Genomic DNA, 15,432 nt, shown 5'->3' with positions numbered 1-15,432 from the left:
AGAGGTGTGTCTACTTGCTTTGGTTGTGGCGTGTCGTTTTGGAGCTGGTGAGATCTGTGAAAAAGTTTGATCTACGTGACGTTCGATGGGAGTGCTTGATATGGCAACTAGACAGACTGGTAAGAAGATTGACGCTCGGGAGCGGGCACGCCTCGCTCGCACCCGGGTTGATCAGGTGCGCGCGGAGCGGGACAACAAGATCGAAGCCACGCTCGCGGAGTTCTTCACTGCCGGCGATGAGCGTGACGCTCTGATTGCGAAGATCGACGCGCTGGAAACGACCATGGGCGAACGTGTGACGAGCCTCTTCGAGTTCGGCGAAAGCGCCAGTCGGGTCGCCGATCTCACTGCCCTCTCGCCCAAAGAAGTGAAGCGGATGCGCACCTTTGCCGCGTCGAGACAAACACCCCTGGTCACTGCGCCGCCAAGAATTTGACGGCGTCAGCCCAGCTACTGGCGCCCTATCAAGCTAATCGTCTTGACGCTGCCGGGCAAAAGCCTCCCTGGCATACTGCATCCTTGATTCTTGTTGAAGATATTCGTCCGCCAGCAGCGCTTCTCCGTCCGGGAAGACAGCGAATGTGTCACGCATCTTGTCCAGACGGCCCCAGTCGACTACGCCATCAACGTACGCCGCATCATCGACTATGAGGGACTTTGGATGAATCACGGCTTTGTGAAATCCAACGTGCGGGCCGAAAAATATTGCCCCTGTAAAATCAACGACATCTCCAGCGAAATCAATGCCCTCGAAGATGGTCTTCTCGGCAGCAAACCGTGTCCCGTTGAAATAGATCTCTCGTCCGGTGAATGTAGTTCCGGCAAAGAGCGCAAGCCGCCCATTGAACCTCGCACTTATGAAACTTACATCACCGCTTAAGACGTTGCAGTGATCGAAAAAGAAGCCGCCGTCACCTTCGACTAAGGCTCCGGCAAAATCTATATTCTGGGTATTAAAAACCGAACCGGAGAAGCTCAGGTTTGCGTCTCTGATCACCAGTCCCTGGAAGGAAATCTGGTTTCCCGCGAAAGTGGATCTGTCCATTCGCACGGATCCCCCTGAAATGGTGGCGCCCTCGAAGTCCAGGAGGTCAACGCCTATGGTCGCGCTTATCTCCACGATGGCACCGCGAAATCGCGACCTCGTAAATGCCAAAGTAGTGCCCTCGTACGTGCCCGAGAATCGTACGAAGCCTCGGCTAAATGTTGCATCCGTGAAGTTGAGGATTGTCCCTGCACGCATCTCGATTTCAGTGAAGTCCGCCCCCGCAATCTCCGCGTTCGTGAAGTCAAAATTAAGCCCTTGCCAATCCGGTGAAGCAGACGGACGCAAATGGTCGCGGATCGATCTGAAGAGGGAAGCACGAATTTCGTCCTCAGTAACGTCCACATCGGGTGCAGATATGCGTAGATAAGAAGTGATCACGTTGACTACCATTTGACGCTGGGTGACCCAATCATCGGCAAGTCGGGCAAGTGATACTGCGCCAGCCATACGAATGATTGGGTTGCTACTACCGAGCTGCTCAGTTGCTGCCAAGAATCGACCGCCAAAATGGGATTCGAGATCTAAGACCGCATTTGCTTCCGCAAGTTTTTGCTTTCGATACGACACAACGAGGGCCGCGACAGCACCGATCCCTCCCGCTAGGACAAGGGAGTACTGGACGCGATCTGCCTGATCGATCCAGACAAAAAGTGTCGTCCACCCAAACAGCACCCAAACGCCAGACGCAATCACCGCGAGGATTAGAACCCAGAGACCGATGCTCCCACTCAACGTGAGTTCTGGCTGCCGGATGCCGGGATATTGACGTCGTGATCTCATGCGCCAACTGTATCGAAAACTCAATTCTCCGATTGGCACCACCATCACGTACAAGTCGACAGACTTCACTTCCGCACAAACCGGGACCTAATATCCAGCGAGTAGCGAGGGTCCTCTCGGTAATTTTTGAGGTCATAGTTTTTCGGTGCAGGCGATCGGAGCCGGCCGAGGAGCAGCGCATCACGCCCGCGGTTGCGTCCGAATTTGTCGGAGTTCAGGACTCTGATTCCTGTCAGCGTATGCGTTACTGTCTAGCCGGGTGTGAGCGCGGGTGGCGAGCTCCTTGACCCGATCGCGTGCCACAGCGGCTCCGTCGCCACCCACCGCATCCGTCGTCTCAGCAGCCGGATTCTGCTCACTGGCCATGGCCGCCAGCCCCGCCACCACTCGGGCCTGCCGTTCTTGCGCCTCGCGGAGATCGGTGCTGTGCTTGAACGGATCGTCGATGCGCGCATCCACCTCCGCGATCGTCGTCTCGGCGTCGACCCGCTTTTGCTGCGTCTCGATGATCAGCTTGGGCAACGATGCGGCTCGGTTTTCGAGCTGCCGCACGAGACCCACCCCCGCCTCGGCGAACTGGTTCCTCGGCACTGTCACGCTCGCCCCCGGCACCCCGCGCAGCTCCGCCAAAATGTGCACCTGACCCAGCGACGTGCGTGACGCCACGTCGATCGGGAACCCGCCAACCTGGCCCAACTCCCCCAGCTTCCGATCGGCGTTGGTGGGCAGATACCGGACGCCGTTGCGCGACGCCCACTCCCCGATCGCGATTCCAGCATCCGCGCGTTTGCCGTACTGCCGGCCTGCCACCGTCATGCGGAACAGGTCATCGCTCGTGTCCACGACCCGCGGAAGCGCGGCCGTCAGCAGGCCGATGTCACGGTCCAGCACCCGACCTGGCTGCTCGCGTTCACGCGCATGCTCGCTAGGTTGGTCTGGTTGCGCTGCCAGGCCCGCTCGAGTCGTTGCAGCCTCGACACGTCATTGTTCGCAACGGACTGTTCCATCAGAAGCGGGTTTCCCGACGACAGCGCCTTCGTCTCCGCGGCGCCGAGGGCGACATCGCCGATGTCCTCAATCTCGCGCATGTCCAGCCGACCGCGCATGATCTGGGAGATGAACTTCGCCTTCCGCTCCACGGTCTGCCACATATAGCTGTCAAAACTGCGCTCGACGACGTACCTGTACAGCCCGACCTCGGCATTCTGATTACCCTGCCGCACGATGCGCCCGTCGCGCTGTTCGATATCGGCCGGCCGCCACGGGCAATCCATATGATGCAGCGCAATCGCGCGCGCCTGCACGTTCGTACCGACGCCCATCTTCGCCGTCGACCCGACCAGCACGGCCACATGGCCGGCCCGCGCCGCCGCAAACAGCCGCGCCTTGTCGGGGTCCGTTTTCGCTTCGTGAATATAACGGATGGTCTCGGCCGGCATCCCACCATCGACCAGCTTCAGTCGCAGCTCGTCATACGCATTCCAGCGATCAAGTTTCGGCGTGCCCAGGTCACTGAACAGCAGCTGCAGCGCACCCGGCGTCGGCGAGTGCTCCTTCGTCACGTCGTCGAGGTAGGCAACGTCTTTCGTCTCATTCCAGATGCGCAGCACCTGGTGCGCGACGGCGTCGATCTTCGTCGGCCCGTTCGGGCGGTCTCCGCCGACCATCCGCACGTCCAGAGCGGCCTTCCGGCCATCCGTGGAGATCTTGAGCATGTTGTCTTCTTCGGGACGCACCGACTCGTTGGCCACCCGTTCGGCACGCTCTCCGATGTCGGCGATATACGCCTCCAGCTCCGGACCGGGCTGCAGCACAATGTTCTCGGGTACCCGCTGCCCGTCGGAGCGTTCCCGCAACAACGGGGTCGGGAGTTTGAGGTCTTCGGCGGTCTTCACGTCGGCGAACACCTGCCACATCCGCAGCATCTCCGGCACGTTCTGGAACTTCGCAAACCGCGTCTTCAACCGGAAGTTCCCGCCGCCCGTGGGTGCCATCTCCATCTCGGTGACCGTCTGCCCGAACGTCGCCGCCCAGGCGTCGAAGTGGCCGATGCCGGCGTTCTCGAGCAGGTCGGGGCGCAGGTAGCGCTGCATCACGTACGCCTCGGTGATGCTGTTGGCCAGGGGTGTGGCCGTGGCCACGGTCACGACGCGGTCGCCGTGCCGGGAGCGCAGGTATTCGAGCTTCATGTGCAGATCCGTGGCCCGGCCAGCACCGGCGATGCGGGCATCCTGAATGCTCGACTCGGTGGCGAGGTTCTTATAGTCGTGCATCTCGTCAACGACGACATAGTCGATCCCGGTCGACTCGAAGGTAATGCCGGCATCGCGGGGCTTATCCGTGAGGTCCTTGTAGGTCTGCTCCAGTGACAGCAGCTTCTTTTCGATGCGCTTGACGCTCATCGCGTCCTCACCGGTGGCCTCCTCGAACACCACTCGCAGGGTGTCGAGCTCCCGGCTGATGTAACCGGCTTCGGCGACCGGCGACAGCGGGATGCGTTGAAACGCGGTGCGCGTCATGATGATGGCGTCCCAGTCGTTCGCGGCCGCGCGGGCGACGAACAGGCGGCGCTTGTCACCGGCGAGATCGTCACTCGATGAGGCCAGGATGCGTGCCTGCGGGTAGATCTGCAGCCACTCGCGGGCGAACTGCTCGAGCATGTGGTTGGGCACGACCACGACGGGTTTGGTCACGAGTCCCATCCGGCCCAGCTCCATGGTGCCCATCACCATTTCCGCGGTCTTGCCCGCGCCGACCTGGTGGAACAGCCCCACGGCGGGCTCGGAGAGCATCCGAGCCACGGCGGCGCGCTGGTGCGGTCGCGGCACGAAGTTCAGCGCCACCCCGGGCAACGTCAGGTAGTCGCCTTCATGGCTGTAGTCGCGCAGGGCGATGGAGTTGAAACGGCGGTTGTACTCATCGGTGAGGCGTTCCGCCCGCTCCGGGTTTTCCCATACCCACTCGCCGAAGCGTTCCTGCAGCTGGTCGGCTTTCTCCTGCGCCGCCGTGGTCTCCAGCGCATTCACGACCCGTTTCTTCGTGCCCAGCTCTTCATACTCGTCATAGACGGTGATGGGCTTCTGCTCCATCAGCGCCTGGCTGAGCATGGTCGCCGGGCGGCGCACGGTGCCCCACTCGCTGGTGGCGCGCAACGTCTGCCGATTGCCGCGCACCTCCCACATGCCCGGCATCGGATTCTCGACACGGATGCTGCGATCACGCAAAAGCTCCCGGAGGAACTGCTGGTGCGTCTCGGCGTCGACCCAGACAGCGCCGAGCCGCGCCTGGATCTGCTCCATGGTGAGCTTCTCCGGCAGGGCCGCCACGTTCACGGCAAACCGCTCGGGCTCGGTCTCAGCGGCGGTCTGCGCGGCGTCGAGCTTTATCCGCACGTCCCCGGAAAGGTACTCGGGGGCGTGGATCAGGTTTCCGGTGGAGGGGTCGTCGTAGACCATCTCGCCGAGGCCGGCCCTGGCATCCGCTTCGGTCTGGCCAAGCAGGTGCGCGATCGTGTCGAGGTCGATGCGGCCGGTGCGGTCCAGGCTCAGGGTGATCGCCTCGGCGGGGGTTTCGGCGCCCTGGGTGATGGGGCGCTGGGCGACGACACGCTGCTTCAGCATCGCGGCCGGTGACGCGGTCTGCCGTTCCTCGTCGAAGCGTTCCAAGGCCATGACCAAAGGTCCGAACGGGTCGGCGCGCAGCAGACGCGCCGGGGCTGGGGTGATGCGGGCCGTGCCCGCTTCGCCCGTGTCCACCGGTTGACGGGGCTAACATCGTCCAGGCCAGTCGAGTCGGTATCCGCATCTACCTGTCGGTCGGGCCAGGGAACGGGCCACCTACCGACTTCAACATCACCTCGCTCACCGCCGGACGGGACGTGCACGGTAACCCCACGGTGACTACGCTCGTCACCAACACCGGCGGTCGAGCCGTCGACATCACCGGCGAGTTGACCCTTACGCAGGGGCCGGCTGGCCTGTCTGCCGGCCCGTTTCCCCTGCAACAATCAACGACTATACCGCCGGGAGAGCATCAGAATGTTGTCTTCACCTTGGACGCTGAACTCCCCAATGGGCCGTGGGACGCTCAGCTAAAGTTGAAGAGCGGACTGGTCGAGCGTGAAGCGGTAGCATCCATCATCTTCCCGGACGCCGGCCAAGGCGAGACAGTCCTACCCCGCACAGAACCCCTCCTACTCTGGATCGCTCTCGGTGCCGCAATCATACTGATCACCATCGCCATGCTGTGGTGGGTTCGCCGGCGAAACACGCTCACACACAGGCTCTCCTAACTCGCCCACGGCCCCTATCCGGCCCAGAAAAGCGGGTTTGAGGCCTCCGACACTGCATCTGATGTTAGGTGGCGGCGGCGAGGTACTGCCACCGGTTCTCCGAGTTCACGCCCAGGTCCACCAGCTCCCGGTCAGAGTGGTAACCACCAGGCTGATCACTCGAACACGGATATCGCGCCGCACCGACGTCGTCGACTTGTTCCCCAACCCCGCGGCACTGCTCCGCCTCCCAATCCCGAGCTCATTGCTGCATAATCAAACCAGCTGACCCGCACGGTGACAATGAATTGCACCACCCGGCGGTACGTGACCATGCAGATTGGTAGGGGACAGATTTGTTGGGATCGACACGACTCGTGGCGGGAGCGTTTTTAGCCATGTGCATTCTGGGAGCATCTGCGTGCTCAACAAACATCTCCGGTGACTCGCCCGGGGGCGAAGAGGGCGGTTCCACTGCAGCGCCAGATCCCTCTACCAGTGGCAGTCCGGCACCTGAAGATGAGGTTCCACGCGATGATCTCGTCGAGGAAAGAGTTCTACCATGGACACATTCGGCGAACGTCTCGGACACTCAGGTTCGTGTGTTCTTCGTTGGAGGAAATCCTGCGTGCTACGGAACGCGCGCAATCACTGAGCAAACCGGTTCGGAAGTCGCTGTGGCGCTCATCCAAGGCACCTTGCCGGAAGCACCGGAAGCGTGCACTGCCCTGGCGTTTCAGGGCTCGTTACTCATCGATCTCGACGCACCTCTCGGGGAAAGGCCTGTAGTCAAACTTTCGATCGACGGTGCCGTTCCACCATCGAAATAATGCAAAGTGCCCAGATCTGTCAGGTAAGTCACCACTCCGAGCGGTGCTGAAAGTATACGCCGGGGCAAGATTGTTCACGCCGCCTCGCACGCCTACTCGGTATAATCGCCCGCCCGGAATAATCGCTATTATCCCGAATTCGGGATAACAGCGAGGCGTGGTTCAAGACCTTGAAATTCTCGCTGACGTTCCCTGAACGCTTCGGCTCTCTCACCGACGCGAGGACCTTTGGATGTGGCAGTCTGAAATGGCCCCAGTTTTGAAGTTTGTTGCATTCTGATCTGGCCCCACCCCCGACCTGATCCGTACCGTTTTCTTGTCAGCCATGACGAGAAGGGACGGGTGTCGGCGGCCATGACAAGCTACCCATAGGCGGCCACGGAACTGCCCACTGATGGAATCCAAGCTTCACCTTTAACTACCTCGCCGCAACACTCGCCGCCGTCTCCTCGAACCTCCGCAAAACCCATGACTTCTTCGTGAAGGCCGCCGAACTCGACCTCGGCGAGAAGCTCTACCGCGAACGCCGCCGCAAAGAAGCCACCGGAACACCGCTAAGCGCCCACAGCGCCCTACCGGCCCTGGCACCACCGCAGTAACAACGGCCGCCACCCACTCCAGTACCAACCACCCGCGCACCGAAAGCTTCAGCCTGCCCGCCCGCAGGCCTTTTCCTATTTAAACGGGCAACTCCGCCTCAACCGACCAGATCGGCCCAGCCAACACCGTTAAAAACCGAGGGCCGGTCGAGTATTTCTACTCAACCGGCCTGTGCGCTTGGATTTCATGAAAACGAGACTTCAATTTCCTGAAACACCCACAGTGCGCGAGAGGGGACTTGAACCCCTACGTCCTTTCGAACACTGGCACCTGAAGCCAGCGCGTCTGCCAATTCCGCCACTCGCGCGAACTTAGGAATGCTAACACTGCGAGGGGGGTCAGCGCCATTCGACGGCGCGCCGCGCGGGTCCGGGGGCTGAATCGGCCCAATCTCGGCCCCCGCAGCCATGACTGCGCCCGAAATTGGTAGCCGCGCCGGTAATTACTGCAGCGCCCACCGGTATCGGGCGCGACCATCAGGAGAGCCCGCCTATCGGGCGCGGGCACAACGGATGCCCGCCTCGGCCAGCCTCGGAGAGAACGGATGCCACCGCCCGAAACGGCCGCGCAGCATCCGCTCCCCGCCACCTACCGAAAAATACCCACGGAATGCCCATAATGGGCCCCGAATTCGGTCCGGGACCCTCCGCGGGTAGTATGGCTGTTCGTGCCGTTTGCGCCCTGAAGGTGGGTTGTCGCCCGAGACAAGTAACATGCTCATAGCCAAACGGACCGGATCGGGAGACCTGTGGGCATACTGGATAACTTTGAAAAAGGCTTGGAGCGCGCCGTCAACGGAGCGTTCGCCAAGACCTTTCGATCGGGCTTGCAGCCGGTGGAAATAACCTCCGCGCTGCGTCGTGAGCTCGACACCAAGGCCGCTGTCGTCGCGCGGGATCGCATCCTCGCGCCCAATCGCTTTACCGTGCGCATGTCCCACACCGACTACACCCGCATGAGCGCGCTCGGCGTCACCCTCATTGACGAGCTCACCGCCCTCGTGCAAAAGCACGGCACCGAGCAGCGCTACCAGTTCACCGGCGGCATCGATATCACTCTGCAAGACGACCGCAGCCTCAGCGAGGGCATGGTGCAGATCGACTCCAGCTCGGTCAAGAGCAACGTCGCCTGGAGCCCGGTGCTCGACATCAACGGCACCCGGCACCCCCTGGTCAAGGCCCGCACCGTGATCGGCCGTGGTTCCGACGCCGACATCACCGTCGACGACACCGGCACCTCGCGTCGCCACGTCGAAATCCTCTGGGACGGCTCGCGCGCCCAGGTGCGTGACCTCGGCTCCACCAACGGCTCCCAGCTCAATGGCGCCCCGGTCAGCCAGGCCATCCTCGAGCCCGACTCGGTCGTCACCATCGGTCGCACCCGCATCGTGTTCCGCGTGCTCGCCCAGGCCTCACCAGACTCCCGCGAGTACCCGCGCGCCGCGCCGCCGGCCGACCCGCCCACCGAACGCCACGATATGGGCGGATTCTGGGGGCCGAACACATGAACGTCAGCGAACTGACCCTGCTGGTGCTGCGCATCGGTTTTCTGCTCTTGCTTTGGATGTTCATCTTCGGCATCGTCTACGCCCTGCGCAGTGACCTGTTCGGCCAGCGCGTGCGCAAGATGAAAACGGATGCCGCCGCCCCCGCCGCCGCATTCCCGGCATCCGCTGTTCCCGCCGCCGTCCCCGGCCCCGTCGCTGCCCCCGCTGCCGCTGACGCCTTCACGCCGCCCGTCGCGCGCGCCAGCCCGGCGGGCGGGAATTCAGGGGCAGACGGGGGAAGGGCGACTGCCCAGAACACCACCCGCCTGGTCATCACGAGCGGCCCGAAGGCCGGCACGGAGTTTCCGCTCGGCGCCGAAACCATCACCATCGGTCGTTCGAGCGACTCCAGCCTGGTCATCCGCGACGATTACACCTCCACGCACCACGCGCGTCTCATGCTCTGGAACGACGAGTGGATGCTGCAAGACCTGGATTCCACCAACGGCACCTTCCTGGCCGGCTCCCGCGTCACCGTGCCGACCAAAATTCCCCTGAACGCCACCGTGAAGATCGGCGCCACCAGCTTCGAGCTTCGGCGGTAGGTCATGGCGACGGTCAGTCATAGCGCAGCCGCGTCTCACGTCGGCAAGATTCGCTCCAACAACCAGGACTCCGGGTACGCCGGTCGCAGCCTGTTTGTGGTCGCCGACGGCATGGGTGGCCACGCCGGCGGCGACGTCGCGTCGTCGATCGCCACCAAACGCATCATCGAGGCCGACAAGCACTATGCGAGCGCGCAGGACGCCGAATTCGCTCTGCAGGCCGCCCTGATCGGTGCCAACGCCCAGCTGGCCGAGACGGTCTTCGAACACGCCGAACTCACCGGCATGGGCACGACGGTCAGTGCCATCGTGGTGCTTGAGAACGAGGTGGCGATCGCCCACATCGGCGACTCGCGCATCTACCTGCTGCGCGAGCGTGAACTCTCCCAGATCACCATCGACCACACCTTCGTGCAGCGCCTCGTTGACAGCGGGCGCATCACCGAGGCCGAGGCCATGGTGCATCCGCGCCGCTCTGTGCTCATGCGCGTACTCGGCGATGTCGAGGCGAGTCCCGAAATCGACACTTCGATTCTGGCCACGATCGACGGCGACCGCTGGCTGCTTTGCTCCGACGGCCTCACCGGCGTCGTCTCGCACACCGCCATAGCCTCCGCTCTGGCGAGCGGTGCCAGCGCGCAGGATGTCGCCGACCTGCTGGTCAAGGAGAGCCTCGACGGCGGCGCCCCCGACAACGTCACCGTGGTCATCGTCGACATCGGCGCGGGCGACGGCTCCGCGCGCACAGACAGCCCGGTCATCGTCGGTTCCGCCGCGAATCCGCTCGCCTTCGGTGAGGAACCGGGCCGCAACCGTGCCCTGCGCATCCCGGCCCTGCGCCTGCACCCGGTGCGGGAAACCCACTTCGAGCCCGATTCGCAGGATTACCTGTCCGAACTGATCGAAGAGGATGCCCGCCGCGCGCGCCGCCGCAAGGTCACCTGGCTGGTCGGTGTCATTCTGCTGGTGCTCAGCATCGTCACGACCACGATCATCGGCTACCAGTGGACCCAGACCCGCTACTACGTGGGCGTCGACGGTTCGAACGTCGCCATCTATCAGGGCGTGCAGCAGGACATTGGTCCGATCAAACTGTCCAGCGTCTACGAAGACACCGAGCTGAGCCTGTCCGACCTGCGCGTCTATGACCGCCAGCAGGTGGAACAGACCATCAATGCCGGTTCACTGGACGACGCCCTGGCCATCATCGAGCGACTGAAGGGGGCCATCGTTGAGTAAGGCATCCGCTCAAACGGCGCGTCCGGCGGCGACCGAGCCGGTGCGTCGCCTGCGCCTCCCGCAGAAACTGCGCAACCTCGAACTGTTCCTGCTGCTGATCGCGTGCTTCATCAACGCCAGCGCGGTCGTGCTCGTACAACTCGGTGCCCTCGGCGAGCTGGACCCGACCCTCGTGCTGCTCGGCGCCGGCCTGTCGGCCCTGGTGATCACCCTGCACATCGTGCTGCGCTTTGTCGCCCGCGATGCCGACCCGTTCATCCTGCCGATCGCCACGGTGCTCAATGGCATCGGTATCGCCATGATCTACCGCATCGATATCGCCGACAACCAGGGCGGTTGGGAGAGCGCGGCCGTGCGCCAGACGGTCTGGAGTGCCCTGGCTATTTTCAGTGCCATCGTCGTGCTGCTGGTCATCCGCAACCACCGCGTGCTGTTTCGGTACACCTACATTGCCGGTCTCGTCGGTGTGCTCCTGCTCTTTCTGCCGCTCGTTCCGGGCCTCGGCAAGGAGATCAGCGGCGCCAGGGTGTGGATCAGCTTCGGCAATTTCGGCACCTTCCAGCCCGGTGAGATCGCCAAGATCGCCCTCGCCGTGTTCTTCGCCGGCTATCTCGTGCGCAACCGAGACAGTCTCTCCATGGTCGGCAAAAAGTTTCTCGGCGCCCGGTTTCCCCGCTTTCGCGACCTCGGACCGATTCTCATCGTCTGGGCCCTGTCGATGTCAGTCATCATCTTTCAGCGCGACCTCGGCACCGCCCTGCTCTACTTCGGCCTGTTCCTGGTCATGCTCTACCTCGCCACCGGTCGACTGAGCTGGGTCATCCTGGGCATAGGTCTCTTTCTCAGCGGCGCGCTACTGGCCAGCCAGACCCTGGACTACGTCAACGGCCGGTTCACCAACTGGCTGGATGCTCTGAATCCAGACGTCTACGAGGCGAAGGGGGGCAGCTTTCAGCTGGTGCAGGGCCTGTTCGGCCTCGCCAAAGGTGGGCTGCTCGGCACCGGCTGGGGCCAGGGCCGCCCGGAAATCACTCCGGTACCGCAGAGTGACTACATCATCGCGAGCCTCGGCGAGGAACTCGGGCTCGCCGGGCTGTTCGGCATCCTCGCCCTCTACCTACTGTTCGTGGCTCGGGGCTTCCGCATCGGCTTCGCCGGACAGGATGACTTCGGCAAGCTCCTCGCTGTCGGCCTCGCCTTTGTCGTTGCACTGCAGTGCTTCATCGTCATCGGCGGTGTCACCCGGGTCATTCCGCTGACCGGTCTGACCACGCCGTTCCTGGCCGCCGGCGGCTCATCGCTCGTGGCCAACTGGATCATCGCGGCCCTGCTGCTGCGGCTCTCCGACACCGTGCGCAACCAACCCAGGCTGGTGGTCTAAGTGAACCGCGAACTCAAGCGCGTCAGCATCGTCGTGATGCTGATGTTCGTCGCCCTGCTCAGCTCGACCTCGGTCGTGCAGGCCTTCCAGGCCGACAATCTGTCGGCCGACCCACGCAATACCCGCACGCTCTACGACAGCTACCAAGTTGAGCGCGGCGCCATCCTCGTGGCCGGGGAACCGATCGCGCAGTCGATGCCGGCCGACGACGACTACAAATTCTTGCGCACCTATACCAATCCAGAGCTGTACGCACCGATCACCGGGTATATCCCGATCAACGGCGAACCGACCGGCCTCGAGTTCGCCCTCAACGCCGAACTCACCGGGACCTCTAACTCGCAGTTCTTTGACAAGATCAGCGCCCTGGTCACCGGCCAGGACCCGAAGGGCGCAGCCGTCGAGGTCACGATCGATCCGATAGCCCAGCAGGCCGCCTGGGATGCCCTCGGCGATTACACCGGATCGGTCGTCGTCACCGAGCCGGCCACCGGCCGTATCCTGGCCATGGTGTCCAAGCCGAGTTTCAACCCGAACCTGCTCACCGTGCACAACAATGCCGAGGTCACGGCCAGCTACGAAGCGTTGCTGGCCGATCCGAGCGACCCACTGATCGACCGGGCGATCAATTCGCTCAACCCTCCCGGGTCGGTGTTCAAGCTCGTCGTCACCACAGCGGCCTTGGAATCGGGCGACTACACCCCGGAAAGCACCTTTCCCAACGTGGCCGTCTACACGGCGCCCGGCACCACGAGCAAGATCGAAAACTCCAGCGGGGGCACCTGCGGCGCAGGTGACACGGTCACCCTGGCCACAGCGCTCCGGTTGTCCTGCAATATTCCGTTCGCCGAACTCGGCGTCGAACTCGGTGACACCGCTATTCGTGAGACAGCCGAGAAATTCGGCTTCAACAGCAGCTACAGCATTCCCATGAACGTCGCCGGGAGCGTGTATCCGCGTGGGCTCGACGATCCGCAGACCGCGCAGTCGGCGTTCGGCCAGTTCGACGTGCAGGTAACGCCGCTGCAGATGGCCATGGTCAGCGGCGCCATCGCCAACGGCGGCGTCGTAATGGCCCCTAACCTGGTGCAGGAAATTCTCGCGCCCAACCTCAGCGCCATCGAAACCTTCAAACCGGTCGAACTCGGACGGGTGATGAGCGAAGAAACTGCCGCGACGATCACCGCGATGATGATCAACGGCGTTCAGGATGGCGCTGCAAGCAATGCAAGAATAGACGGGGTCGACGTGGCGGGAAAAACAGGCACGGCTCAGAACGGATCAACCGATCCATTCACGTTGTGGTTCACCGGTTTCGCACCGGCGAACGACCCGCAGTATGCCATCACCGTTCTCGTCGAGAACGGCGGGGGAGAAGGACAAACCGGGTTCGGCAACAAACTTGCCGCACCTGTCGCACAGAAAGTACTAGAGGCGGTGCTTAACAAATGAGACCCACAGCAGGCCTCACCTTCGGGGGACGATACGAGCTGCAATCGCGCATTGCGATTGGCGGCATGGGCGAGGTGTGGAAGTCCACCGACCTCGTCATCGGACGCAGCGTCGCCATCAAGATTTTGAAGGACGAGTACCTCGGCGACCCGGGCTTTCTCGAGCGCTTCCGCGCCGAAGCCCGCCACGCCGCTCTCGTCAACCACGAAGGCATCGCGAATGTCTTCGACTACGGCGAAGAAGACGGCAGTGCTTTCCTGGTCATGGAACTCGTGCCCGGCGAAGCCCTGTCCACCATCCTCGAGCGCGAGCACGTGCTGCCGACCGACAAGGTGCTCGACATCGTCGCGCAGACTTCGGCCGCGCTGCACGCTGCCCACGCCGCCGGTCTCGTACACCGCGACATCAAGCCCGGTAACCTGCTGATCACGCCGGAGGGCCGGGTCAAGATCACCGACTTCGGTATCGCCCGCATCGCCGACCAGGTTCCGCTCACCGCGACCGGCCAGGTCATGGGCACCGTGCAGTACCTCTCACCCGAGCAGGCCAGCGGCCACCCGGCGTCACCGACCACCGACATCTACTCCATCGGCATCGTCGCGTACGAGTCCCTCGCCGGCCGACGTCCTTTCACGGGCGAGTCGCAGGTCGCCATCGCCATGGCACAGATCAATGAGATCGCTCCTGACCTCCCGGTGACCGTCTCCGAGCCGGTGCGCAACCTGGTGTTCGCCTGCCTGGCCAAGAACCCGGCCGACCGGCCGGCGTCGGCTGCCCACCTGGCGCGCGCTGCATCCGCTCTGCGTCGTGGTGACGTGGCCGCGGCTGCCGTGGCCGTGCCATCCGTTCTGGGCGGGCTCAGTGCCACCAGCGCCACCATGCTCATGCCCGGCGCCGGAAACGACCAAGCCACGACCATCCTTCCGGCCACCGGTTCCCCCATCACCCGGGCGTCCGCTGCAGCAGCCGCCGAAGCGGAGAAGAAGAAACGCAGCAAGTGGACCTGGCCACTCATCGCGCTCGTCGCCCTGCTCGTAATCGTGCTCACCGGCACGCTCATCGCGCTGTTCACCCAGAACAACGAGACGCCGGTGCCGGCAGCGACGTCGGCGACACCCTCGACCACGCCCACGCCGTCTCCCACACCGACTCCGAGCCCGACACCCACTCCGACCCCCACCAACACCTCGGTCAACCCCGACGACTTCGTCGGCAAGCCAAGCGCCGAAGCCGCAGCTTTGCTCGTCGACATGGGCTTCGTGGCTGACATCGCCACGGGTAATGCCGCCGAGACCAGTGACAACGTCGACAAGGTCTACCGGGTGAACCCCACCGGTCCGGTTCCGGCTGGCACCACCGTGGTCCTCACCGTCTATGGCCCGGTGGCAACGCCGAGCACGCCGACGTCGGCCCCGACGGCGACGCCCTCGCCTGCGGCCCCCGCCGGTACGGTCACGGTCAGCTGGAACGCGCAGACCTGCCCGGCCGGCCAAACCCTGGCCGGTTACGAAATCGCCACCGAGGGCGGTGCCGCCGTCATCACGTCGGCGAACCCGACCAACGCGGAAACGACGACGGGCACCATCACCGCCGGAACCGAGAATTTCAAGGTCAAGTTCCGCTACTTCTGTGGTCAGGTCAGCTCCGAGTTCTCGCCCACGGTCGATGTGAAAGTCACGGGCGACCCAGCTGTCACGGAGTAACTCCCTCATGCCGTGCGGTAAAGTAGCGCTCACTGTGT

General features: G+C 63.3%; 11 protein-coding genes and 1 tRNA gene. 8 read left to right on the top strand and 4 right to left on the bottom strand.

Translation table 11 applies throughout. The annotated features are described in order from the left end of the window. The first annotated feature begins 100 nt into the window (after window positions 1-100). Window positions 101-436, top strand: a complete 336-nt coding sequence (locus tag E3T35_RS03490; RefSeq protein WP_134377880.1) for a hypothetical protein — start codon at window positions 101-103, stop codon at window positions 434-436. Window positions 437-469: 33 nt separating this feature from the next. On the opposite strand, the gene E3T35_RS03485 is transcribed toward E3T35_RS03490, so the two are convergent. The 3 genes from E3T35_RS03485 to E3T35_RS03475 all read right to left on the bottom strand — a co-directional run bounded on the left by E3T35_RS03485 (window position 470) and on the right by E3T35_RS03475 (window position 5,583). After that, the gene (locus tag E3T35_RS03485) at window positions 470-1,828 is read right to left on the bottom strand and encodes a hypothetical protein (RefSeq protein ID WP_134344765.1); all 1,359 of its coding nucleotides are present in this window, start codon (window positions 1,826-1,828) and stop codon (window positions 470-472) included. Window positions 1,829-2,008: 180 nt separating this feature from the next. Beyond that, window positions 2,009-2,719 carry a hypothetical protein gene (locus E3T35_RS03480; protein ID WP_134377879.1) on the bottom strand — a complete coding sequence of 237 codons (711 nt, stop codon included), beginning with the start codon at window positions 2,717-2,719 and terminating at the stop codon, window positions 2,009-2,011. Further along, window positions 2,692-5,583, bottom strand: coding sequence for a hypothetical protein (locus E3T35_RS03475; RefSeq protein WP_134377878.1), 2,892 nt, complete (start codon window positions 5,581-5,583; stop codon window positions 2,692-2,694). Before E3T35_RS03475 ends, E3T35_RS03480 begins: the two co-directional genes overlap by 28 nt. Before the next feature lie 140 nt (window positions 5,584-5,723). On the opposite strand from E3T35_RS03475, the gene E3T35_RS03470 reads away from it, so the two are divergent. After that, window positions 5,724-6,119: a hypothetical protein gene (locus E3T35_RS03470; RefSeq protein ID WP_134344763.1), complete on the top strand. Its 396-nt coding sequence runs from the start codon at window positions 5,724-5,726 to the stop codon at window positions 6,117-6,119. A gap of 1,632 nt (window positions 6,120-7,751) precedes the next feature. On the opposite strand, the gene E3T35_RS03465 is transcribed toward E3T35_RS03470, so the two are convergent. Continuing rightward, window positions 7,752-7,835, bottom strand: a tRNA-Leu gene (locus tag E3T35_RS03465). Window positions 7,836-8,276: 441 nt separating this feature from the next. Between E3T35_RS03465 and E3T35_RS03460 the strand changes: the two genes are divergently transcribed. The 6 genes from E3T35_RS03460 to E3T35_RS03435 are packed head-to-tail and all read left to right on the top strand — an operon-like array spanning window position 8,277 to window position 15,394. Next, window positions 8,277-9,035, top strand: a complete 759-nt coding sequence (locus E3T35_RS03460) for a DUF3662 and FHA domain-containing protein (RefSeq protein WP_104089973.1) — start codon at window positions 8,277-8,279, stop codon at window positions 9,033-9,035. After that, entirely contained in the window at window positions 9,032-9,619 is a 588-nt protein-coding gene (locus E3T35_RS03455) for an FHA domain-containing protein (protein WP_092338402.1), read from the top strand. Before E3T35_RS03460 ends, E3T35_RS03455 begins: the two co-directional genes overlap by 4 nt. 3 nt (window positions 9,620-9,622) lie before the next feature. Beyond that, window positions 9,623-10,858, top strand: coding sequence for a PP2C family serine/threonine-protein phosphatase (locus E3T35_RS03450; RefSeq protein WP_092338400.1), 1,236 nt, complete (start codon window positions 9,623-9,625; stop codon window positions 10,856-10,858). Further along, window positions 10,851-12,239: an FtsW/RodA/SpoVE family cell cycle protein gene (locus E3T35_RS03445; RefSeq protein WP_134344762.1), complete on the top strand. Its 1,389-nt coding sequence runs from the start codon at window positions 10,851-10,853 to the stop codon at window positions 12,237-12,239. Before E3T35_RS03450 ends, E3T35_RS03445 begins: the two co-directional genes overlap by 8 nt. Beyond that, on the top strand, window positions 12,240-13,691 hold the full coding sequence (locus E3T35_RS03440) for a penicillin-binding protein 2 (RefSeq protein ID WP_092338396.1): 1,452 nt from the start codon (window positions 12,240-12,242) through the stop codon (window positions 13,689-13,691). Beyond that, window positions 13,688-15,394, top strand: a complete 1,707-nt coding sequence (locus E3T35_RS03435) for a protein kinase (protein ID WP_134377877.1) — start codon at window positions 13,688-13,690, stop codon at window positions 15,392-15,394. Before E3T35_RS03440 ends, E3T35_RS03435 begins: the two co-directional genes overlap by 4 nt. Window positions 15,395-15,432 lie beyond the last annotated feature (38 nt).

The sequence above is a fragment of the Cryobacterium sp. TMT1-2-2 genome, from assembly GCF_004403505.1.
In the GTDB taxonomy this organism is placed as follows: Bacteria; Actinomycetota; Actinomycetes; order Actinomycetales; family Microbacteriaceae; genus Cryobacterium; species Cryobacterium flavum.
Note: the sequence above shows the minus strand (reverse complement) of the source record. Positions and strands in the feature narration are given on the sequence as shown.